Annotated in this window: 22 protein-coding genes and 1 pseudogene; 13 read left to right on the top strand and 10 right to left on the bottom strand. The window is 64.6% G+C overall.

The window, feature by feature from the left end; genetic code table 11:
• Nucleotides 1–83 precede the first annotated feature (83 nt).
• Genes ACSFCA_RS27035 through ACSFCA_RS27025 form a run of 3 tightly spaced genes read right to left on the bottom strand, consistent with a single transcriptional unit; the run spans nucleotide 84 to nucleotide 3,297 of the window.
• A complete protein-coding gene (locus tag ACSFCA_RS27035) occupies nucleotides 84–1,061 on the bottom strand; it encodes a crotonase/enoyl-CoA hydratase family protein (protein ID WP_435461676.1) in 978 nt (325 codons plus the stop codon).
• A 23-nt stretch (nucleotides 1,062–1,084) separates the two neighbouring features.
• Nucleotides 1,085–2,572: a sensor histidine kinase gene (locus ACSFCA_RS27030; RefSeq protein WP_435461675.1), complete on the bottom strand. Its 1,488-nt coding sequence runs from the start codon at nucleotides 2,570–2,572 to the stop codon at nucleotides 1,085–1,087.
• Nucleotides 2,572–3,297, bottom strand: coding sequence for a response regulator transcription factor (locus ACSFCA_RS27025; RefSeq protein WP_435461674.1), 726 nt, complete (start codon nucleotides 3,295–3,297; stop codon nucleotides 2,572–2,574). The genes ACSFCA_RS27030 and ACSFCA_RS27025 overlap by 1 nt, the downstream gene beginning before the upstream one ends.
• Nucleotides 3,298–3,395: 98 nt before the next feature.
• On the opposite strand from ACSFCA_RS27025, the gene ACSFCA_RS27020 reads away from it, so the two are divergent.
• The 4 genes from ACSFCA_RS27020 to msrA all read left to right on the top strand — a co-directional run bounded on the left by ACSFCA_RS27020 (nucleotide 3,396) and on the right by msrA (nucleotide 5,989).
• Nucleotides 3,396–4,037 (top strand): cytochrome b/b6 domain-containing protein, encoded by a 642-nt coding sequence (locus ACSFCA_RS27020; RefSeq protein ID WP_435461673.1) that lies wholly within the window; start codon nucleotides 3,396–3,398, stop codon nucleotides 4,035–4,037.
• Complete coding sequence (locus tag ACSFCA_RS27015; protein WP_435461672.1) at nucleotides 4,037–4,828, top strand: molybdopterin-binding protein; 792 nt, start codon at nucleotides 4,037–4,039, stop codon at nucleotides 4,826–4,828. The genes ACSFCA_RS27020 and ACSFCA_RS27015 overlap by 1 nt, the downstream gene beginning before the upstream one ends.
• Nucleotides 4,829–4,933: 105 nt before the next feature.
• A complete protein-coding gene (locus ACSFCA_RS27010; RefSeq protein ID WP_435461671.1) occupies nucleotides 4,934–5,185 on the top strand; it encodes a pentapeptide MXKDX repeat protein in 252 nt (83 codons plus the stop codon).
• A 102-nt stretch (nucleotides 5,186–5,287) separates the two neighbouring features.
• Nucleotides 5,288–5,989, top strand: coding sequence for a peptide-methionine (S)-S-oxide reductase MsrA (gene msrA, locus ACSFCA_RS27005; protein ID WP_435461670.1), 702 nt, complete (start codon nucleotides 5,288–5,290; stop codon nucleotides 5,987–5,989).
• A 16-nt stretch (nucleotides 5,990–6,005) separates the two neighbouring features.
• Here msrA and ACSFCA_RS27000 read toward each other — a convergent pair whose 3' ends face one another.
• Both ACSFCA_RS27000 and ACSFCA_RS26995 read right to left on the bottom strand, forming a co-directional pair.
• Nucleotides 6,006–7,304: an acetyl-CoA hydrolase/transferase family protein gene (locus ACSFCA_RS27000; protein ID WP_435461669.1), complete on the bottom strand. Its 1,299-nt coding sequence runs from the start codon at nucleotides 7,302–7,304 to the stop codon at nucleotides 6,006–6,008.
• Between the two features lie 8 nt (nucleotides 7,305–7,312).
• Nucleotides 7,313–8,323: a class I fructose-bisphosphate aldolase gene (locus ACSFCA_RS26995; protein WP_435461668.1), complete on the bottom strand. Its 1,011-nt coding sequence runs from the start codon at nucleotides 8,321–8,323 to the stop codon at nucleotides 7,313–7,315.
• Between the two features lie 173 nt (nucleotides 8,324–8,496).
• Here ACSFCA_RS26995 and ACSFCA_RS26990 point away from each other — a divergent pair, with 173 nt between their 5' ends.
• Together ACSFCA_RS26990 and ACSFCA_RS26985 are read left to right on the top strand one after the other, a co-directional pair.
• A complete protein-coding gene (locus ACSFCA_RS26990; RefSeq protein ID WP_435461667.1) occupies nucleotides 8,497–9,054 on the top strand; it encodes a DUF2844 domain-containing protein in 558 nt (185 codons plus the stop codon).
• 35 nt (nucleotides 9,055–9,089) lie between these two features.
• Entirely contained in the window at nucleotides 9,090–10,439 is a 1,350-nt protein-coding gene (locus ACSFCA_RS26985; RefSeq protein ID WP_435461666.1) for a DUF3443 family protein, read from the top strand.
• A gap of 12 nt (nucleotides 10,440–10,451) precedes the next feature.
• Here the strand turns inward: ACSFCA_RS26985 and ACSFCA_RS26980 are convergent, their stop codons facing one another.
• Entirely contained in the window at nucleotides 10,452–11,624 is a 1,173-nt protein-coding gene (locus ACSFCA_RS26980) for an NAD(P)/FAD-dependent oxidoreductase (protein ID WP_435461665.1), read from the bottom strand.
• A gap of 48 nt (nucleotides 11,625–11,672) precedes the next feature.
• Between ACSFCA_RS26980 and ACSFCA_RS26975 the strand changes: the two genes are divergently transcribed.
• A complete protein-coding gene (locus ACSFCA_RS26975) occupies nucleotides 11,673–12,566 on the top strand; it encodes a LysR substrate-binding domain-containing protein (protein WP_093054533.1) in 894 nt (297 codons plus the stop codon).
• On the opposite strand, the gene ACSFCA_RS26970 is transcribed toward ACSFCA_RS26975, so the two are convergent.
• Nucleotides 12,563–13,591 (bottom strand): aldo/keto reductase, encoded by a 1,029-nt coding sequence (locus tag ACSFCA_RS26970; protein ID WP_258355160.1) that lies wholly within the window; start codon nucleotides 13,589–13,591, stop codon nucleotides 12,563–12,565. The genes ACSFCA_RS26975 and ACSFCA_RS26970 overlap by 4 nt on opposite strands.
• 273 nt (nucleotides 13,592–13,864) lie before the next feature.
• On the opposite strand from ACSFCA_RS26970, the gene ACSFCA_RS26965 reads away from it, so the two are divergent.
• From ACSFCA_RS26965 to ACSFCA_RS26955, 3 genes are read left to right on the top strand one after another with little or no spacing between them, the layout of a single operon-like run.
• A complete protein-coding gene (locus ACSFCA_RS26965; RefSeq protein ID WP_435461664.1) occupies nucleotides 13,865–14,530 on the top strand; it encodes a peptidoglycan recognition protein family protein in 666 nt (221 codons plus the stop codon).
• Nucleotides 14,527–15,078, top strand: coding sequence for a hypothetical protein (locus ACSFCA_RS26960; RefSeq protein ID WP_435461663.1), 552 nt, complete (start codon nucleotides 14,527–14,529; stop codon nucleotides 15,076–15,078). The genes ACSFCA_RS26965 and ACSFCA_RS26960 overlap by 4 nt, the downstream gene beginning before the upstream one ends.
• 26 nt (nucleotides 15,079–15,104) lie before the next feature.
• On the top strand, nucleotides 15,105–15,653 hold the full coding sequence (locus ACSFCA_RS26955; RefSeq protein ID WP_435461662.1) for a hypothetical protein: 549 nt from the start codon (nucleotides 15,105–15,107) through the stop codon (nucleotides 15,651–15,653).
• 86 nt (nucleotides 15,654–15,739) lie between these two features.
• Here the strand turns inward: ACSFCA_RS26955 and ACSFCA_RS26950 are convergent, their stop codons facing one another.
• A complete protein-coding gene (locus ACSFCA_RS26950; protein ID WP_435461661.1) occupies nucleotides 15,740–16,612 on the bottom strand; it encodes an alpha/beta hydrolase in 873 nt (290 codons plus the stop codon).
• A 112-nt stretch (nucleotides 16,613–16,724) separates the two neighbouring features.
• On the opposite strand from ACSFCA_RS26950, the gene ACSFCA_RS26945 reads away from it, so the two are divergent.
• Entirely contained in the window at nucleotides 16,725–17,177 is a 453-nt protein-coding gene (locus ACSFCA_RS26945; RefSeq protein WP_435461660.1) for a GNAT family N-acetyltransferase, read from the top strand.
• Nucleotides 17,178–17,345: 168 nt separating this feature from the next.
• Nucleotides 17,346–17,669, top strand: coding sequence for a collagen-like protein (locus ACSFCA_RS26940; protein WP_309148878.1), 324 nt, complete (start codon nucleotides 17,346–17,348; stop codon nucleotides 17,667–17,669).
• 27 nt (nucleotides 17,670–17,696) lie between these two features.
• On the opposite strand, the gene ACSFCA_RS26935 is transcribed toward ACSFCA_RS26940, so the two are convergent.
• Nucleotides 17,697–18,404 (bottom strand): Crp/Fnr family transcriptional regulator, encoded by a 708-nt coding sequence (locus ACSFCA_RS26935; protein ID WP_093074795.1) that lies wholly within the window; start codon nucleotides 18,402–18,404, stop codon nucleotides 17,697–17,699.
• A gap of 125 nt (nucleotides 18,405–18,529) precedes the next feature.
• Entirely contained in the window at nucleotides 18,530–19,270 is a 741-nt protein-coding gene (locus tag ACSFCA_RS26930) for a Crp/Fnr family transcriptional regulator (RefSeq protein ID WP_435461659.1), read from the bottom strand.
• A gap of 217 nt (nucleotides 19,271–19,487) precedes the next feature.
• Between ACSFCA_RS26930 and ACSFCA_RS26925 the strand changes: the two are divergent.
• Nucleotides 19,488–19,863, top strand: a pseudogene (locus ACSFCA_RS26925) (sensor histidine kinase); the annotation flags it as partial.

Below are 19,863 nucleotides of genomic sequence, written 5' to 3'. Positions count from 1 at the left end.
ATCGAAGGGGGAGGTGTCGGTCGCGTGACATGCACCACGCGACAAAGGGCCATCGGCGCGCACCGGCGCCTGCCCGTGCCGGATCAGCCGCGCGCTGCCAGCTTCGCTTCGAGCTCGGCAATGCGTGCGCGGGCTTCGTCGCCTTCGGGAATCGGCCGGCCGCTGTCGCGCCACTGCACCGCGCTCTTGAAGCCTTCGGCCTCGGCCTGGCGCCTGAACCACATGCCTTCGGGGTTGTGCCGCGTGATGCCATCGAACACGGTGGCGAACATCTGGCTCTGCTCCAGCCCCATCGAATGCCAGACCTGATTGACGACCAGCTTGTGCATCATCAGGTGCGAACGCGGCACGCCCGCGATGCGCAGTGCGAGCTTCAGCGTGGCGTCGTCGAGCTGATCGGCGGGCACCGAGAAATTGGCGAGACCCCAATCGGCCGCCTGCGTGCCGGCAATGGTGTCGCCCGTGAACATGAGCTGCTTGGCGCGCATGGCACCGAGGCGGTAGGTCCACATCGCGGTGGTCGGGCAGCCCCACACGCGCGTGGGCATGTAGCCGATGCGCGCATCGTCGGCCATGGTCAGCAGGTCGCAGCACAGCGCGATGTCGCTGCCGCCCGCAACTGCATAGCCGTGCACCTTGGCGATGGTGGGCTTGCGGCTGCGCCACAGGGCCATGAAGTCGTCGGTGTTGCGCTTCATGGCGGCGTAGTCGAGCATCGGGTCCCATGGCGTTTTCTCTTGCCGGCAGGGGTGGTCGCCCTGCCCTTCACGCCCGTGGCCTTCGGCGTAGTCGCCAAGGTCATAGCCGGCGCAGAAGGCGCGGCCTGCGCCTTCGACCACGATCACGTGCACCTCGTCGTCGGCTTCGGCCCATTCGACCGCGCGTCGAATCTCCGAGGGCGTGGTCTCGCCGATGGCGTTGAGCTTCTCGCGTCGGTTGAGCAAGAGGCGCGCGATGCGCGGGTGCTGCGGATCCTTGTCGATCAGGACGGTTTCGAAGGCGGGCATCTGGTTTGTCTCCTTGCGTGAGGGTTGTGCTGCTCTTGCAGCATCGTCACCCACGCGCAGGCAAACCTGCAAGCCCTTCAGGCGCTTGCCGCACCACCCAGCTGAAAGCGAAACACCGCGCCCTTGTCCGGCTGCTGCACAAGCCGGATGTCGCTGCCATGCAGCTGAAGAATGCGCTTCACGATCACCAGGCCCAGCCCGCCGCTGCTCGCGCTGTCGGTGCGCGATCCGCTCATGAACACGGGGCGCATGAACAGGGCCGGCTGCAGCTCGCCCGGAATGCCGGGGCCCGTGTCGCTCACCTGCACCGTCACGCCCGCGTTCTCGGCGCGCAGCTGCACCACGATCTCGCCGCCCTCGGGCGTGTGGCGGATCGCGTTGTCGAGCAGGTTGGTCAGCACGCGCTCGATCATGCCGAGGTCGGCCGACACTACCGGCAGGCCCGGTGCGATGTCGGGCCTGAGGCGTTGGTGCCGCGCCTCGGCCGCCAGCTCGAACTTCTGGAACACGTCCTGCACCAGATCGGCCAGCGCGAAGTTTTCCTTCTCGGGCTTGACCACGCCGTATTCGAGGCGCGCCAGTTCGAACACTTCCTGCGCGAGGCGGCCGACCTTGCGGCTCTGGCCCAGTGCGATTTCCAGATAGCGCCGACGCTCTTCCTCGCTGAGCGTGCCGGCCTTGAGCAGCAGCGTTTCGAGATAGCCATGCAGCGAGGTGAGCGGCGTGCGCAAGTCATGCGAGATGTTGGCGAACAGCTCGCGGCGCTGCTGGTCTTGCAGGGTCAGCTCGCGCCATTGTTCGGCGATGCGCCGCGTCATCTGCGTGAAGGCCTGGCCCAGTTGCGCGATTTCGTCGCTGCCGTGGGAGAGGCGCTCCAGCGTGGGCGCTTCGCTTTCGAGCGAGGCAATGCCTTCTGTCTCGAAGCGCTTCACCGCCGAGGTCAGCTCGCGCAGCGGCCGCGTGATGAGGCGGAAGGCCGCGAGGCCCGCGAGCAGCCCGAGCAGCGCCACCAGGCCCATCGACCACAGCGTGGTGCGCAGCACGTTGTCGGTCGCCGTATTGGCAACCAGCGCGTCATGGTCTTCACCCTGCAGCACCACGTAGACGTATCCCACGTCGCGCCCGTCCATGCGCAGCGGCGCGGCGCTGAACACCTTGGACGCGTCAAGGCTGCGCGGATCGTCCCCCCCAATGGGCAGCGGCGCACCCGACAGCAGCTTGCGGATCGGCCCCAGTTCGACCTTGTCGCGCTTCAGGTGCCCGACCGGCGCGGCCTGCGCCTTGATGCGGCCGTCCAGCCCCAGCAGGTAGACCTCCACGCTCGGATTGACAGCCATCAGCTTGTCGAACAGGTCCTTCACCGCCTCCTGGTTGAGCCCGCCGGGCTTCATCAGCTCGGAGTTCTCGGCGATGTGCGCCGCGAGCCCGAGCGACAGGCGCTGGATAACCTCCTGCTCGTGGATGCCGTTGGAGCGCATCTGCAGCCACGCCGAGGCCCCGCAGCACACCAGCAGCAGCACCGCGAACACGGCCGACAGCCGCCGCGACAGCGTGGCCCACGCCATCACGCAGAGTCCTCCCCGTCCGCAGTGGCCGACAGCTTGTAGCCCCGCCCCCATACCGTGAGGATGCGCCGTGGCTCCGCCGGATCGGCCTCGACCTTGGTGCGCAGCCGATTGATGTGCGTGTTGACGGTGTGCTCGTAGCCGTCGTGCTGGTAGCCCCAGACCTGGTTGAGCAGGTCGAGCCGCGAGAACACCTTGCCGGGGTTCCGAGCAAAGAAGTAAAGCAAGTCGAACTCGCGCGGCGTGAGTTCGATGAGCTTGCCGTCCACCCGCACCTCGCGCGCCAGCGGCTCGATGTCAAGGTTGCCGAGCGTGAGGCTGCCCGACTCCATGCGCGCATTGCGCGCCAGTGCGTCGGTGCGCCGCAGCAGCGCCTTCACGCGCGCTACCAGTTCCAGCACCGAGAAAGGCTTGGCCAGGTAGTCGTCGGCGCCCAGCTCCAGGCCAAGGATGCGATGCACCTCGCTCGAGCGGGCACTGATGATGATGATCGGCGTGTAGCGCGTCATGGCTCGGGCGCGGCGGCAGATCTCGAGGCCGTCGATGCCGGGCAGCATCAGGTCGAGCACCAGCGCGTCCCAGTTGCCGCGCTCCAGCTCGCGCAGGCCGGCGTGGCCGTCGGCGGCGTGCTCGACCGCATAGCCTTCGTCGCGCAAGTGCATGCGCAGAAGCTCGGCAATGTGGGCGTCGTCTTCGACGATCAGCACGCGCTTGGAGGTATCCATAGGGCGCCATTGTCCTGCGATACGGCTTGCGGAGTTATCACGATTAATTGAACTTTGCGTGATGAATCGGCCATGGGGTGCGCCCAACAATCCGCCCCATGAACAGCACAGCCATCGCACCTCTCGCCCCGCAGGCCGATGCCCGCCGCCCGATTCATCCGCTGTGGATGCGCATCACGCACTGGCTCAACGCGCTGGCCGTGGTGATCCTGGTGACCAGCGGCTGGCGCATCTATGACGCGGCGCCGTTCTTCCCGTTCACCATCCCGACCGTGATAACGCTGGGCGGCTGGCTCGGCGGCGCGCTGCAGTGGCACTTTGCGGCCATGTCGCTGCTGGTGTTCAACGGCCTCGTGTATCTGGCCATGAACATCGCCAGCGGCCGACTCTTCGCCAAGTTCTTCCCGGTGACGCCGCGCGGCATCTTGAACGATGCACTGGCCGCCCTGAAAGGCAAGCTCTCGCATGCCGACCCGCGCCACTACAACAGCGTGCAGAAGCTGGCCTATCTGTTCGTGATGCTCGACCTGATCGTGATCGTGCTGTCAGGCCTGGTGCTGTGGAAGTCGGTGCAGTTCGCCGTGTTGCGCGAGCTGCTGGGCGGCTACGAGTTTGCGCGCCGCATCCATTTTTTTGCGATGGCCGCCATCGTCGCCTTCGTCGTCGTGCACCTCGTGATGGTGGCCCTGGTGCCCCGCACCCTCCTCACCATGATCCGCGGCCGTGCGCCCAAAGCCTGATGAAAATCTTCAAAGCCCCCACCCTGAGCGGCATCGACGGCGACGCCGTGCTGCTCGAAGCCCGCACGCTGATTGCGAAGAAGCTCGACCAGCCTTCGCGCCGCGCTTTCCTGCAACGCTCGCTCACGCTAGGCGGCCTCTCGCTGCTCACGGGCTGCAGCATCAGCGACAACGCACAGGTGGAAGCCGCGCTCACGAAGATCTCGCGCTTCAACGACAAGGTGCAGGGCCTGATCTTCAGCCCCACGCAGCTTGCCCCGACCTACACCGAAGCCGAGATCACGCGCCCCTTTCCGTTCAACGCCTACTACGGCGAGGACGAGGTGCGCGAAGTAGACGAAGCCAGCTACAAGCTCGAAGTGACCGGCATGGTCGCCGACAAGCACGCATGGACACTGGCCGAGTTGCGCGCCATGCCGCAGCACGACCAGATCACGCGCCACATCTGCGTGGAAGGCTGGAGCGCCATCGGCAAATGGGGCGGCGTGCGCTTTGCCGACTTCCTGCGCCATATCGGCGCCGACCTGACAGCCAAGTACGTCGGCTTCAAGTGCGCGGACGACTACTACACCAGCATCGACATGCCCACCGCGCTGCATCCGCAGACGCTGCTGACGCTGACCTACGACGGCCAGCCGCTGCCGCCCAAGTACGGCTTTCCGATGAAGCTGCGCATGCCGACCAAGCTTGGCTACAAGAACCCGAAGCACATCAAGGCGATGTTCGTCACCAACACCTACACAGGTGGCTACTGGGAAGACCAGGGCTACAACTGGTTCGGAGGGAGCTGAGGGGCCGCCACAGCCGCTCGACTGCCGAAGAAAGCGCAAGGCCCAGTTCACTGTAACCAGGCCGATCTTTGAAACGAAATCCAAACTCAACCCAGGAAGACTCCAATGAACAAGCTCACCGCAACCCTGCTCGCAACCTGCATGGCCTTCGTCGGCGCCTCGGCTTTCGCCGCGGACGAAATGGCGAAAGACGGCATGGCCAAGGATTCGATGGCCAAAGATGGCATGAAGAAAGACTCGATGGCGAAGGACTCCATGTCGAAAGACGCCATGAAGAAGGATTCGATGGCCAAAGACTCGATGTCCAAGGACGCCATGAAGAAAGACGCCATGAGCAAGGACGAGATGAAGAAGTAAGCAGAGCAACCCGCAAACGCCATTGACGCCCGGCAGATTCGGCGTCAATGTCGCGCCAACCGGTTATCCAGCCACTGAAATCCTGCCCCTCAAGGAACCCCCATGAAATCCCTCGCACTCACCGCCGGCACGCTGGCTGCCGCCGCACTGGTCTGGCACGCGGTGCCTTCGTTCGCAGAAACCGCCCGCCGTGTGCCCGCGCCCACGGCAGACCTCGTGGCACCGCCGGCCGCGAAGACTGAAACCGCCGTGTTCGCCGGCGGCTGCTTCTGGGGCGTGCAGGGCGTGTTCCAGCGCGTCAAGGGTGTGAGCAACGCCGTCTCGGGCTACGCTGGCGGCGACGCCAAGACGGCGCGCTACGACGAAGTCGGCTCGGGCCGCACGGGCCATGCCGAATCGGTGCGCATCACCTACGACCCGCAGCAGGTCAGCTACGGCAAGCTGCTGCAGATCTACTTCTCGGTGGCGCACGACCCGACCGAACTCAACCGCCAGGGCCCGGACACCGGCACGCAGTACCGCTCCACAGTGTTCGCCGAAAACGCTGAGCAGGCGCGCATCGCCACCGCCTACATCGCGCAGCTGAACCAGGCCAAGACCTTCGGCAAGCAGTTGGCCACCACGGTCGAGATGTCCAAACCCTTCTATGCGGCCGAGGACTATCACCAGGACTACCTGACGCTGCACCCGAGCCAGCCCTACATCGCGATCAACGACATGCCGAAGATCGACGACCTGAAGAAGCTGTTCCCGGAGAGCTACAAGGCAACGCCTTCGCTGGTGAAGGCGTCCAAGGCCGGCTGATCGCCAACCTGCAGGCCTACAGCAGCTTCAGCCGCTTGGCCTGCTCGGTCAGCTCCGCCCGGAAGGCCGGATGCGCGATGCCGATGAGCTCGCGGGCCCGCTGCTTCGCCGACTTGCCTCGCAACTGGGCCACGCCGTATTCGGTGACCACGTAGTTGATGTCGTTCTTGCTCGTGCTCACATGCGTGCCCGGCGACAGCGAGGGCACGATGCGCGAGATGGTGTCGTCCTTGGCCGTCGAAGGCAGCACGATGAAGGCCTTGCCGCCGCGCGAGCGATTGGCGGCACGTACGAAGTCAGACTGCCCGCCCGTGCCCGAGTACGGCGCATGGCCCAGGCTCTCCGAACCGCACTGACCCAGCAGGTCAATCTGCATCGTCGCGTTGATGGCGATGAGGTTGTCGTTGAGCCCCGCCAGCGCCGGGTCGTTGGTGAAGTTCACCGGGTGCATCTCCAGCGCCGGGTTGCGGTCCATGAAGCGGTAGAGCTTGCTCGAACCCAGCGCGAAGGTGGCGATCGACTTGCCCGGCAGGTAGTTCTTGCGCCGATTGGTCACGGCCCCGCTCTCCACCAGCGTGAGAATGCCGTCGCCGATCATCTCGGTATGAATGCCCAGGTCGTGCTTGTGCGTGAGCTGCATCACCACCGCATCGGGAATGCCTCCGTAGCCGATCTGCAGCGTCGAACCGTCGTTGATCAGGTCGGCCACGTACTTGCCGATGGCTTCCTGCACCACCCCGATCTTCGGCAGGCCGACCTCCATCACCGGCGCCTCGTTTTCCACCAGCGCAGCCACCTGCGAAATGTGCACATGGCAGGCACCATAGGCAAAAGGCACGTTCGGGTTCACCTCAAGCACCACGGCGCGCGCCTTGGCAACGGCGGCCATCGTGTAGTCGGCGCCCAGGCTCAGGGCAAAGTAGCCATGCGCGTCCATCGGCGAGGCCATGCTGAAGACCACGTCGGCCGGCATCTGCCCGCGCTCGATCTGCGCCGGAATCTCCGAGAAGTAGTTCGGCAGAAAGTCGATCCAACCCTCCTGCCCGCCCGCGCGCGTGGCGCCGCCGAAGAACAGCGCGACGTGGCGCACATGCTCGATGGTCTCGGGGTCGATGTAGGCGTACTTGCGCATCGCAAGAATCTGCGCGACCTTCACGTCGCGGAAATCGCGGCGCTGCTCCGACAGTGCCGTGAGCAGCGTGGGCGGCTCGCCGACTCCCGTCGGCACGACGATCATGTCGCCGTTGCGCACCTGGCGCACGGCGTCGGCTGCGGATGCCAGCTTCTGGTTGTACAGGTCCTGAGGGGTCGTCATGCGTGGCTCTATGCCTCTTTGTAGTCACCGCGACGCGCGGCCTGGTTGGCCCGGGTGCGGAGCACCAGCGCTTTTTGGGCAACAGACACGTTGGCGGCATCGCCCTTCCACGCATCGAGCGCGGGCTGCTGCACCGCGCGGGAGAACGAGAAGGCCAGCGCCCACGGCATGCGCGACTTGAACCGGATGTTCATTTCGTTCAGCCGGGCAGAAGCCAGCTGCGCCGACTGGCCGCCCGAGAGAAACGCCACACCGGGAACGGCGGCGGGCACGGTGCGCAGCAGGCAGTTGACCGTGGCCTCTGCAACCGCCTCTACAGAATCCTGCACAGCGGCCTTCTGCCCCGGCAGCACCATGTTCGGCTTCAGCAGCATGCCTTCGAGCAATACGCCCTGCGCGCGCAGTTCGGCGAAGGTCTTGTGCAGCACTTCTTCGGTCACTTCGGCGCAGCGCGCGAGCGAATGGCCGCCGTCCATCAACACCTCGGGCTCGACGATGGGCACCAGGCCGGCTTCCTGGCACAGCGCGGCGTAACGAGCGAGCGCGTGGGCGTTGACGCGAATGCAGGCGCGCGTCGGCAGGCCGTCGCCGATGGCGATCACGCCCCGCCACTTGGCAAAGCGCGCGCCCATGCCGGCATATTCAGCCAGACGTTCGCGCAGACCGTCGAGCCCCTCGGTGACGGTCTCGCCGGGATGTCCGGCCAGCGGCTTCGCGCCCGTGTCGACCTTGATGCCGGGGATGATGCCCACGCCCTCCAGCGCCTTGGCAAACGGCTGACCCGCGTTGGTCTTCTGGCGGATGGTCTCGTCGAACAGGATCGCGCCGCTGATGCTGTCGCCCAGCCCCGGCGCGGTGACGATCAGTTCGCGCCAGTCGCGCCGCGCCGCCTCGGTCTGCGGGATGCCCAGCGCCACAAAGCGCTTGTTGCAGGTGGCATTGCTCTCGTCCATCGCGAGCAAGCCCTTGTCGCCGGCGACGAGTGCGCGGGCGGTGTCGATCAGTGTCTGTGCGGTCATGGGTAGGTGCACCTCTCTGGCGGCCATCCTACGCCCTCCCCGACGACTCGTTAACACCGCCAACCTGATCGCTGGCCGACTTGGTGTTTCAGCCAATGCAGCGCCCCGGGTCTTTGCCAAGCTGACGCCAGCGAGCAGTAATCTTCGCGCGTCGGGACGGAAAGGAAGTCTGAATGGAACATGGTTCACGAAAGTGTCACGCGCGCCACGCCAAAGGGCCCGCGGTGCTGGCCGGGCTCGGGCTCGCGCTCGCCGCAGCCGTGTTCGGAACACCTTCCGCGTTCGCGGAGCTGGGTGGCGCTCCCACACTGGGTCCGGGCCAGCGCGTCGCCAAAGAGTCACGCAAGGCGAGTGACCAAGCAACCGGCAGCGCAACGGCGGGAACCGCCACCAGTTGGAGCATGCGGGAAGTCACGCTGCCCGACGGGTTGATCCAGCGCGAATACCTGACGACCGACGGCACCGTGTTCGCGGTGGCATGGCGCGGCTCCCACCGGCCTGAACTGTCGGTGCTGCTGGGCACGCGCTACGCCACGCAGATGTCCCGCAACGCACGCGAGCTGCGCCAGCAAGGCAGAAGCTCTCACGCCACGACCTCGCAAATGGACGAGACATTCGCTGTGCGGGCCTCCGCGCACCAGCGCTCCTCGACGGGCGTTGCCTGGCTGCCCCGGATGCTGCCTCCAGGCCTCGACCCGAACACGCTGTCCATCCCGGAACAAGGCTCCTGATCCTTTCAACCCGCTTGCAACCACACACCGTGCCCATGGAACAACGACAAGCAGGCAACCGGCGCGTTGCCGGCGCCAGGACCTTGATTCTTCGAGCGGCTGTCGCGGCGGCATGCGCCGCGAGCCTGCTGGGACTCGTCGCCTGCGGTGGTGGCGGGGGCGGCGCAAGCAGCGGCGCCCTGCCGATCGGGCTGCTGCCCACCAGCAGTCCCGCATCGACTTCGGCACCGGCTTCCACACCGGCCCCTGCGACAACCTCGCAGAACTCGATGTCCCTCACCGTGTCGCACGGAACCGATTCGAGCGGGGTCAACCTTCCGCAGGTCAGCGTGCAACTCTGCGCGCCGGGAACCGGCACATGCCAGACGATCGACAACGTGCTGGTCGACACCGGCTCCACGGGCGTGCGCATCGCTGCCGCGGCGCTCAGCTCGTCGATGCTTGCAGCTCTGCCACAGGAGACGGTGAACAGCACACCCCTGAATGCGTGCGAGCAGTTCCTGGACGGCTACACGTGGGGAACGATGCGGGTTGCCGACATCACGCTGGGGCCGAAGTCCGCGACGTCGCAACCGCTGCAGATCGTGGGAGACCCGGCGTCTGGCACCGTGCCCAACGCGTGCTCGGACAACGGAACGCTGCAGGCCGAGAACACCCCCGCGGACCTGGGAACGAACGGCATCATCGGCGTGGCCGCCTTCCTGCAGGACTGCGGCTCGGCATGTGCGCAGAAGGCCATTGCGGCCACCTACTACGCCTGCCCGTCGGGAGGTCAGTGCCAGAACACGGCGGTGCCGGTCGCGATGCAATCGCAGAACGTCGTTGCCAACTTCGCGCAGGACAACAACGGGGTCGTGCTCGGCCTGCCGGCGATTTCCTCTGCGGGCCAGGGAGTCACCGTCGGCACGCTCTACTTCGGAGTAGCCACGCAATCCAACAACGCCATGAGCGGGGCGACGGTGCTGCAGACCAATCCGCGCACGCTCAGCGTCTCGGCCACCTACAAGAACACGAGTTTTCCCGACAGCTTTCTCGACAGCGGGTCGAACTTCTTCTTCCTCTACGATTCCACGATCACCCAGTGTCCGCAAAGCGGCAACTTCGCCGGTTTCTACTGCCCTGCCAGCACGCTGGACCTGAGCGCCAGTTTCACCGCCGCGGCAGGAGCGCCGTTGAGCCAGAGTTTCGCGGTTGCGAGCGCACAGTCGCTTTTCACAAGCAACCCGGGTGTGGTGGCGGTCAACAACATCGCCGCCACGAACTCGGGCAGCGGTACCATCGACTTTGGCCTTCCGTTCTTCTATGGCAGGCTGGTCGCCGTGCTCAACGAGGGGCAGTCAGCGCTGGGGCAGCCGGGGCCGTTCACGGCGCTGGCAACGCCCTGAAAAGGGCCATCGCTAGATCACATTCTTCTCGAGCAACGGCCTGTTCTCGAGGATTCGCGCGAACGACACCGGCGACAAGTCAAGGCTGCGGTACTCACCGAAGCGGATCAGCTCCGCCACACCGCGCCCCGCTGCCGGGCATTGCTGCAAGCCGTGGCCCGAGAAGCCGTTGGCGAAGTAGAGGTTGTCGCAATCCGGGTGCAGGCCGAGGACGGCGTTGTGGTCGAACACGTTCATCTCGTAGTAGCCCGCCCATGCGCCTGTCATGCGGATGGCTTCGAAGGCTGGCACGCGTTCGGCCAGTGACGGCCAGATGAAGCTGTCGAAGGCTTCGTACTCGACGTCGAGCGGCACGTCGTCGTGGTCCTGGTCTTCGGGCGGCGCGAAACCGCAGATGAACTGACGGCCCTCGGGGCGCAGCCAGATGCCGGAGGTGTCGATCACCAGCGGGCATCCGGGCAGCGTGTCGGGGCACGAGAAGCTGAACACGCTGCGGCGGCGGCCACGCACGGGCAGGTCGATGCCGGCCCACTGCGCCACCTTCGCGGCCCATGCACCTGCGGCGTTGACGACCACATCGGCTTCCAACGTCTGGCCGTTGTCGAGCTGCACGCCGGTCACCGTTCGCCCATTGCGGCGCAAGCCCGTCGCATGCGCCTGTACATAGCGCACACCCTGCGAGGCGGCCTTCTTGCGAAAGGCCTGCAGCAGGCTGTAGCCGTCGTACCAGCCCTCGCCCGAGAGGCCCAGCGATGCAAGCGCCACACCCTCTGTCGATATCCACGGAAAGCGCGCCTTCAGCTCATCGGGCGTCATCAGTGCCACATCCACCGCGTGCGCTTTCTGCATCGCATGGTTCTCGCGCAGCACGCCGACGCCGGCAGGCGAGGCGAGGTACAGGTAGCCGGGCTCGACCAGACCGATGTCGGGCACGTCGTCGCCCACGCGCAGGGTCTCGCCGAGATTGCGGAAAAAGTCGATGCCGTAGAGCGACATCTCGATGTTGATGGCGGTGGAAAACTGCTGGCGGATCGAGCTGGCCGACAGCGCCGACGAGGCCTGCTTGTACGAGAAATCGCGCTCGACCACTGTGACCTCGAAGGGCTCCTCTTCGGGGCTTCGGGTCAGGAAGTAGGCGATGGCGGAGCCGATGGCCCCGCCGCCGATGATCACCACACGACGCATGAAATGCCTTTCTTCGTTGCTCGCCCACACACACGCAGAATAGCGCCGATGAGAAAAGACATTCCCAACCTCGGCGCGCTGCAGGCCTTCGAGGCCTCGGCGCGGCTGGGCAGCTTCACCCGCGCGGCAACCGAGCTGGCGCTGACGCAAAGCGCCGTCGGCCGGCAGGTGGCCATGCTCGAACAGCGGCTCGGCGTGCCGCTGTTTTCGCGCGTGCGGCGCCGGCTCACGCTCACCGACGTGGGCCGCGAATACGCGGCGCGCATCAGGCGCCACCTCGACCAGATCCGCCGCGACACGCTGGAGATCAGCGCCGGCCACGAGATGGGCTTCGTGCTGGAACTGGCGGTGGTGCCCACCTTTGCCACGCAGTGGCTGATACCGCGGCTGCCGGAGTTCAGCCTGCTGCATCCGAACATCACGGTGAACCTGTCGGCGCGCTCGCAGCCCTTCTCTTTTCAGGAAAACGCGTACGACGCGGCCATCTACTTCGGCGACCAGTTCTGGCCAAACACCCGCGGCGGGCTGATCTTTGCTGAGGGCGAGATGGTGCCGATCTGCAGCCCCGCGTTCCGCGATGCGCACGGGCCGTGGGACGAAGCCGGCTTCGAGCAATGCCGCCACGTGCACCTGAGCACACGCGCCCATGCGTGGCGCGACTGGTACGCGCAGCAGGGCTGGGAATACACGGTGCACGCATCGCGCGGGCCGCGCTATGAACTGTTCACCATGGTCGTCGCAGCCACGGCCGCCGGCATGGGCGTGGGCCTGGCGCCGCGCATCCTGATCGAACATGAGTTGCGCGCCGGCGAACTCGTGATCCCGGTGGACCGGCACCTCGACGTACGCCAGGGCTACTACTTCGCGTACCCCGAAGGCCGGCCGGCCTCCGGGGCGCTCGAGCACTTCAAGCGGTGGGTGCTCGGGCTGACGCCTGCTTAAACCGGATTGGGGTTGCGTTCGAGAAAACCCTGCTGATGCCAGTAGGGATAGGCCCGCGTCGTCGCGCTGGCCGCATCGAGCTCGGCAACCTGCGCGGGCGTGAGGTTCCAACCCACCGCGCCGAGGTTCTGCCGCAGCTGCGCCTCGTCGCGTGCACCGACCACCACGCTCGACACTGTCGGGCGCTGCAGCAGCCAGTTCAGCGCGACCTGCGGCACCGTCTTGCCGACTTCGGCGCCGACCTTTTCCAGCGCGTCGACCACGCGGTACAGCAGTTCGTCGGGCACCGGCGGGCCCATGTCGGCGGTAGCGTGCAGGCGGCTGTTGGCGGGCAGCGGCTGGCCGCGGCGGATCTTGCCCGTGAGCCGGCCCCAGCCCAGCGGACTCCACACTACCGCGCCCACGCCCTGGTCTTGTGCCAGCGGCATCAGCTCCCACTCGTAGTCGCGGCCGACCAGCGAGTAATACGTCTGGTTGGCGACGTAGCGTGCCAAGCCGTAGCGCTCCGAAACGGCCAGCGACTTCATCAGGTGCCAGCCCGAGAAATTCGACACGCCGATGTAACGCAGCTTGCCCGCGCGCACGAGGTCGTCGAGCGTGCCGAGCGTTTCTTCCACCGGCGTGCTCGCATCGAAGCCGTGCAGCTGGAACAGGTCGATGTAGTCGGTGCCCAGTCGCTTGAGCGCCCCATCAACAGCCTGCACGAGGTGATGGCGCGACGAGCCCACATCGTTCGGCCCCTCGCCGCTGCGGAAGGTGGCCTTGGTGGAAATGAGCAGCCCGTCGCGCGGCCGGCCCTTGATCGCCTCGCCGAGCACCGACTCGGCTGCACCAGCCGAATAGATGTCAGCGCTGTCGAACATGTTGACGCCTGCCTCGAGGCAGATGTCGATGAGCTTGCGCGCCTCGGCCACATCGGTGCTGCCCCACGCGCTGAAGAACTCGCCCTTGCCGCCGAAAGTGCCGGTGCCAAAACTCAACACGGGAACCTTGAGGCCTGATTTGCCTAGATGACGGTATTCCAAAGTGGTACTCCTTCGTGTTTGCGGATTCGGGAAAAAAGAAAACCGGCAAGCCGAACAGCCCTGCCGCGCGGCCATTGTTGGACGGAGCGTTGAACCATGCGGGCGGGCGGGCTTTGTTGAAGCCGGCCACAAGTGGTTGACAAAGCCGCCACGAAACTCTCTTTTTCGGTCAGTAGCATGCGCCGCGAGGTTGTGACCCGTGTCGTGCATAGATGCGCGGACACGCCTCGCGAAGTGTCAGCAACCAATCAAAAATCTTCAGGGAGAAACCACATGCTTGTCGAAGTCGACAAACACGGAATGATCAATCACGCAAGGGTCAGGCATGCTCGCAGCCCTCAGATCGAACGAGGAAAAAGGGCCGGAGCGATCACCGGCATCGTCGTGCATCAGACCGATGCCGATACCCTGGCATCCTCATTGAACAGCTACAAGAACCCCAAGGCGAACGGAGCGCACTTTCTAATCGACAAGGATGGGACGATCTACCAGACGGCGGCGATCTATCAGCGCACGAATCATGTGGGGCCGTTGAAGGCAAGATGCCTGGTGATGAAAATGTGCAAGCCGCAAGACTTTCCAAGGAAGGCGGGTGCGATGGCGATGCATCGGATCGAGATGCAAAAGACTCCCGGTGATCGCTATCCGGGCAACATGGAGTCGATAGGGATCGAGATGGTTGGCAGGGCGAGACTGCCGGCAGGATTCAAGCCGGTCCGCGAAGAACAAAACTGGTCCCACGACAGATTGCGAGGCGAGTACGGCATATTCGATATGCCGACTGCTGCGCAGAATCAAGCACTCTCGTGGCTTGTCAGCGTGCTTGAAGATTCGATTCAGGTGCCTCGAGGCGAGGTATTCCGTCATCCCGTGGTCAGCAGCAAGAACAAAACCGAAGCCCAAGGCGCGAACTGGAATCTGCCTTTGCCGAAGCCATGAACAAATTCAACGCTCTCGTGGCCACGACCCTGATCGCGGCAGCAGGCACATCCTCAACGCAGGCGGCAGACCGGCGATACCCCATCGCTTATGTGCAAAAGGTCGAGATCACGGAACCTTCACGCCGAACGGCCTGGGAGAACAAGGATTTTCTGGATTGCGACGACGTCGTGCTGACAGAGGAAGACGTTCGTTATGCCTTGCAGCACATGCGCAGGGTTTCATGGAACGCCTACGCTCCGGAAAACACGGACACCACCGGATGCAAGGGCAGCGCGCTGGTTACGTTCAAGAATGGACGGATCCTCGCCATGGGCATCGAGCCAACCGGGCGGATCAGCACCGGAGAACTCGACTCGAAGATGAACTCCACGGCGAGCCCTCCAGGCTTCTACGAATGCGACCCTTGCAGGGAACGCAAGATGAAACTCCTGAAGGACGCTCTGTACCGTGCAGATGACCGACGGCTCAAGAAGCTGGAGGCAGAAGGAAAGATTCCCCCTGGCGAGGCGGAGCGTCGCTTGAAGACATTGCGGGCCGGCCGTTGAACTCGACACACATCCCCTCGCGCACCATGAGTCGAGTCAAGATCCTCCTGATGGTGTTGGTCACTACCGCAGCAACTGTCCAGATTCACGCGGCCGATAAGCGATACCCGCTCGACTCCGCGCGGAAGATCGAAATCATCACCCCCTCAAGCGCGACCGCATGGGAAAACAAGAACTTTCTTGACTGCGACGACGTTGTCCTGACCGAGGAAGATGTTCGTTATGCACTCCGGCACATGCGCAAAGTCCCGGAGAAATCCTATTTCGACGAGTACGCCGAACGAACAGGATGCCTTGGCGGTGCGCGCGTCACCTTCAAGAACGGCAAGACTATTGCTATCGGCATCGAGCCGACGGGGCGCATCAATAGCTTCGAACTCAACGCCAAACTCAAGCCCACCTCCGGCCCGGAAACCTACTATGAATGCCAGCCTTGCAAGGCCCGCAAGATGGCTCTTCTGAAGGACGCGCTGGATCGAGCAGATGAACGACGGCTCAAGAAGGCGGAGGCAGAGGGAAAGATCCCTCCTGGCGAGGCCGAACGGCGGCTGAAAGCTCTGCGGACCAACCGCTGACCGCCTCCACCCAACCCGCCTCGGCGGGTTTTCTTCCGCATCAAAGATCACATCGCCTCCAGAGACATCGAGCCAAATGATCGCCTCTATTTGAAGATCCGGACGATCGCGTCTTCGAACGCAAGAACATCCGTTCCCACATGGGTGGAGGCGAATGACGTTTCCAACAGCTGAAGCCCCGCATAGTTTCGGGCGGCCATCCGCTGGTACATCTCCCTCACGCTGTCTTGATTGCACCCGCTGTCGCAGTGAGCCAGGATCAAGGTGACGGGAAGCGGCCTGCCCGCCAGTGCGTCGAACATCTTCTGCTCGAGCTCAAAGTTCTGATCCTTCTGTTGCCAGAACGCAGCCTCGATGGAGATGAAGTAAGAGAAAGCGAGGCTGTCCGGCGCCTCCAGGAACAACGCTGTCGCAGCCAGGTTGCCGCTGGTCGACAGGCCTGTGAGCATGCGCTTCTTCGGATCCGTGCGGTACTTCGATTCGATGAAGGGAATCAGGTCTTTCGTGAGGAAGGCGTGGTACGCATTGGCACCCGGAAAGTTGTAGTCCTCCTGCCTGCGCGCAGTGTTTCCGATGCCGATGAGGAGGCTCTTCGTACCGCGCTTGAGCAGGATGTTCTTGAGGTTCGTGAATCGTGTATCGGGCAGCCCATTGGTGGCGTCGCCGTCGAGTGCGTAGATGGAGGGGAACGCATCGGTGCCCGTGTCATAGGAAGCCGGAATGAAAACATCGACCGGGTAGCGCACCCCGTTGCTGCTCGACGTGACGACCTCCGACACTACGCGACCGTTGGCCGAAGGCACTGGCTGCGTGGGAGCGCCGCCAGTTGTCGGGAGTGCCACGATCGGCAGACCTCCGCCACCTCCCCCGCCGCCGCCTCCTCCGCATGCAGACACGCCCGCGAGAGCCACGCAAACACCCAACGCCGCGAGCGCGCGGCGAAGCCAATCAAGCCTCATGTTGTTTCCTCGTTCCTCCGGTGCAAGGCGCACCGGAACGGATACTCATCGCGGGCAGCAGAGGTGTCAACTTCGCGATGCCTCGCGAAAACCGGGCCGGTAATATCGATTGATGCAGATTTCTCTTGAAAGCCCCGACCAACCCGACGTCATCCAGCTCATCGACGACCTCGATGCTTACCAGAAGCCGCTGTATCCGCCCGAGAGCCACTATGGCATTGACATCGCTGCGCTGTCTGCGGCGAACGTGCTGTTTGCTGTCGCACGTGATGAGGAGGGCAAGGCCATTGGTTGCGGTGCCATCGTGATGGAACCCGAATTCGGCGAACTCAAGCGCATGTACGTGCGTCCCGAGAGCCGGGGTCAAGGCATCGCGGCGAAAGTTCTGAGCTTCCTCGAAAGCGAAGCAACGGCACGTGGCTGCGCGTTGTTCAGACTGGAGACGGGCGTGAGCCAGCCCGCGGCGTTGTCGTTCTATGCGAGCGCGGGCTACACGCGGCGTGGCCCGTTTGGGAGCTATCCCAACGATCCGCTGAGCGTGTTCATGCAGAAGGATGCGGGCTAGGCATCTCCTCGTCCATCGCGGCTCCTTCGTGCACCGGGATCTTGACAGCTGGGCCACCGTGCGACCGCACCTATGCGCGGTGCCGAACAGACGCAATACCCGCTGGCGGTCATTGTGGCCTGCGTAGCCTCTATCGAGCTGCACACCCCGACACCACAAGGAACTGCCATGAAGAAATATCTACTCCCGTCCATCCTGTTGCTCGCCCTGCTTGGTGCATCTGCCTGCACCGGCCCGATGGGTCCTCAAGGCAACACGGGCAACACCGGAAGCACCGGCTACACAGGCGCCACGGGCGCGAGGGGAAATACCGGCAACACCGGGAACACGGGCGCCACGGGCGACACCGGTAGTACCGGCAATACCGGCGCCACAGGCGACACCGGCAATCAGGGAAACACCGGCAATACCGGTGCAACGGGCGCCAGAGGCAACACCGGCAGCACTGGCACCGGCAGCGGAACCGTTGTCGTGGTTCCGGGCGCACGCTGATGCACTGACCACCGCACCAGCCGGCAGCTATGCGATCAGATGGGCATAGCTGCGCCGGTTGGCCCGGTAGCAGTCGCACGCCGCGTTCTCCAGACCTTCGCGATCGGTGATCGTGATGACACCCCGCCGATAGTCGATCAGCCTCCGCGTGTGCAGCGCCGTCGCGGCGTTGGTGATGCCGACCCGGCGCACTCCCAGCATGCGGCCCAGCACTTCATGCGTGAGCGCAAGGTGCGTGGAATGCGCGCAGTCCTGCGTGGTCAAGAGCCAGCGCGCCAGGCGCTCCTCGATCAGGTGGAAGCGGTTGCACAGGCCCGAACGGCCGAACTCCATCAAGAGCACACAGACGTAGCGATTAAGGATGCGCTTGAGCTTCGAGTTCTGCTCCAGCTCTTGCGCGAACGATTGCGCGGTCAGTCGCCACGCCATACCGGCCCCTTGCACGAGTGCCCGCAGCGGCGCGCTCTGCACGTCCAGCGACAGCTCATAGCCCAGGGCGCCCTCGTTGCCCACCATGCCCGTCTGCAGGCCGTCATGGCCGTCCGCAGTCGACACCAGCGAGACGAACGCACTCGTCGGGAAGTGGATGTGGTGAATGACATCGCCGGGCTCGTAGAGGATCTGCGCCGTGGCCAGCTGCACGCTGTCGCAGCGCTCGAGCAGGTGCGCACGGTCTGCGAGCGGCAGCGCCTCGAGCAGGCGATTGAGAACGGGGCGGGTCGGGGCTGATGTCACGGAACCGCCTGTTGGGAAGAGTCATTCAGCGCGGAAATGCGCAACCGGGCGCATTGTTGCCGAGGGCCCATCCCGCGTCTGTGCGGAGGCGCACCAAATGCAGCCCGGCCGCCGTCGCCGCCGGCTCAGGTCGCGGGCTGGCGAGGCAACAGGCGATCCGTTTCACGCTTGACGACCTCATAGCACTCGCACACCTGCTTCTCCAGACCCGGGCGGTTCAGCACCGTGATGTGCCCGCGCGAATACTTGATGAGATTCAGGCGCTGCAGCTTGCCGGCGGCCTCGGTCACGCCTTCGCGCCGCACGCCGAGCATGTTGGCGATCAGCTCCTGTGTCATCACCAGTTCGTTGCCGGGGAGCCTGTCGAGGCTCAGCAGCAGCCAGCGGCACAGTTGCTGTTCCAGCGAGTGGTGCCGGTTGCAGACGGCCGTCTGCGACATCTGCGTGATGAGCGACTGGGTGTAGCGCAGCAGCAGATGCAGCAGCGGCCCGCCGTTGTCGGTCAACTGCTTGATATGCCCGGCGCTCAGGCGAAATGCATTCCCCGCGCTCTGCACCACGGCGCGGTTGGGCGTGCTGCCCCCGCCCATCAGCAGCGACACGCCCACCATTCCCTCGAATCCCACGACGGCAATCTCGGCCGACTGCCCGTTTTCCAGCACGTACAGCAGCGAGACGATGCAATCGGTCGGGAAATACACGTACTGCTGGACCACGCCCGATTCATAGAGCACCTGCCCCAGCTTGAGCGGCACCAGCTCAAGGAGCGGCATCAGGCCCGTCAGCACCTCCGGCGGCATCACCTCCAGGAGGCTGTTGCGCGCCACGGCTGCGAGCGAAGAAGACGGGGGTGGGGACGGTGCCATGGGGGAAGGAGGTTCCAAAGTGCCCATCATTTTGCGACCAATGCCTCGGCGTCTGTGCGCTTGCGCACACAGGGCGCGCAAGTCGGCATTCCGTGTATGTGCGGCGCCGTACAGACAATTCTTCCCCGGCCAGCTAACGATGGCATGCACGCCCGTGAAGCAAGAGCAGGCGGCATCCATTGGATGAACCAGGCGAAAGCCATCGAGGTCCCGCAACATGCGCAACTTTCTCACCAACAACCGGGAAGAGCTGGTTTCACGGTGCAAGTCGAAGGTTGCACTGAGGCCCCGGCGGGCCGCCACTGAACATCAGCTGGCGAACGGCATCCCGTTGTTCCTCGAGCAGCTGATAAGAACCCTTGCGGCCGAAGAAGACGACAAACCTGCCGAGAGCGTCAGGATCTCGGGACCATCGGGCGGAGACTCGCTGGCGCTGTCGGAAATGGGGGTGACCGCCACCGCCCATGGCAAGGAGTTGCTGAAGCTGGGGTACACGGTCGACCAGGTCGTTCACGACTACGGCGACCTTTGCCAGGCGATCACGGACCTGGCCTTCGAGCGCGACGCACCGTTCGCCATCGGAGAATTCCGGA

This window comes from Variovorax multivorans, assembly GCF_051216835.1.
Taxonomy (GTDB): domain Bacteria; phylum Pseudomonadota; class Gammaproteobacteria; order Burkholderiales; family Burkholderiaceae_C; genus Variovorax.
This window is presented reverse-complemented; position numbering and strand designations above follow the sequence as displayed.

Bases quoted from the DNA above. Each gene is read 5' to 3' on its own strand.
- ACSFCA_RS26985 (WP_435461666.1), top strand. From the start codon at position 9,090: ATGGAACAACGACAAGCAGGCAACCGGCGCGTTGCCGGCGCCAGGACC.
- ACSFCA_RS27025 (WP_435461674.1), bottom strand. From the start codon at position 3,297: ATGGATACCTCCAAGCGCGTGCTGATCGTCGAAGACGACGCCCACATT.
- ACSFCA_RS26965 (WP_435461664.1), top strand. From the start codon at position 13,865: ATGCTTGTCGAAGTCGACAAACACGGAATGATCAATCACGCAAGGGTC.
- ACSFCA_RS26955 (WP_435461662.1), top strand. From the start codon at position 15,105: ATGAGTCGAGTCAAGATCCTCCTGATGGTGTTGGTCACTACCGCAGCA.
- ACSFCA_RS27010 (WP_435461671.1), top strand. From the start codon at position 4,934: ATGAACAAGCTCACCGCAACCCTGCTCGCAACCTGCATGGCCTTCGTC.
- ACSFCA_RS26995 (WP_435461668.1), bottom strand. From the start codon at position 8,323: ATGACCGCACAGACACTGATCGACACCGCCCGCGCACTCGTCGCCGGC.
- ACSFCA_RS26960 (WP_435461663.1), top strand. From the start codon at position 14,527: ATGAACAAATTCAACGCTCTCGTGGCCACGACCCTGATCGCGGCAGCA.
- msrA (WP_435461670.1), top strand. From the start codon at position 5,288: ATGAAATCCCTCGCACTCACCGCCGGCACGCTGGCTGCCGCCGCACTG.
- ACSFCA_RS26930 (WP_435461659.1), bottom strand. From the start codon at position 19,270: ATGGCACCGTCCCCACCCCCGTCTTCTTCGCTCGCAGCCGTGGCGCGC.
- ACSFCA_RS27015 (WP_435461672.1), top strand. From the start codon at position 4,037: ATGAAAATCTTCAAAGCCCCCACCCTGAGCGGCATCGACGGCGACGCC.
- ACSFCA_RS27030 (WP_435461675.1), bottom strand. From the start codon at position 2,572: ATGGCGTGGGCCACGCTGTCGCGGCGGCTGTCGGCCGTGTTCGCGGTG.
- ACSFCA_RS26975 (WP_093054533.1), top strand. From the start codon at position 11,673: ATGAGAAAAGACATTCCCAACCTCGGCGCGCTGCAGGCCTTCGAGGCC.
- ACSFCA_RS27020 (WP_435461673.1), top strand. From the start codon at position 3,396: ATGAACAGCACAGCCATCGCACCTCTCGCCCCGCAGGCCGATGCCCGC.
- ACSFCA_RS26940 (WP_309148878.1), top strand. From the start codon at position 17,346: ATGAAGAAATATCTACTCCCGTCCATCCTGTTGCTCGCCCTGCTTGGT.
- ACSFCA_RS26950 (WP_435461661.1), bottom strand. From the start codon at position 16,612: ATGAGGCTTGATTGGCTTCGCCGCGCGCTCGCGGCGTTGGGTGTTTGC.
- ACSFCA_RS26980 (WP_435461665.1), bottom strand. From the start codon at position 11,624: ATGCGTCGTGTGGTGATCATCGGCGGCGGGGCCATCGGCTCCGCCATC.
- ACSFCA_RS26945 (WP_435461660.1), top strand. From the start codon at position 16,725: ATGCAGATTTCTCTTGAAAGCCCCGACCAACCCGACGTCATCCAGCTC.
- ACSFCA_RS26990 (WP_435461667.1), top strand. From the start codon at position 8,497: ATGGAACATGGTTCACGAAAGTGTCACGCGCGCCACGCCAAAGGGCCC.
- ACSFCA_RS27000 (WP_435461669.1), bottom strand. From the start codon at position 7,304: ATGACGACCCCTCAGGACCTGTACAACCAGAAGCTGGCATCCGCAGCC.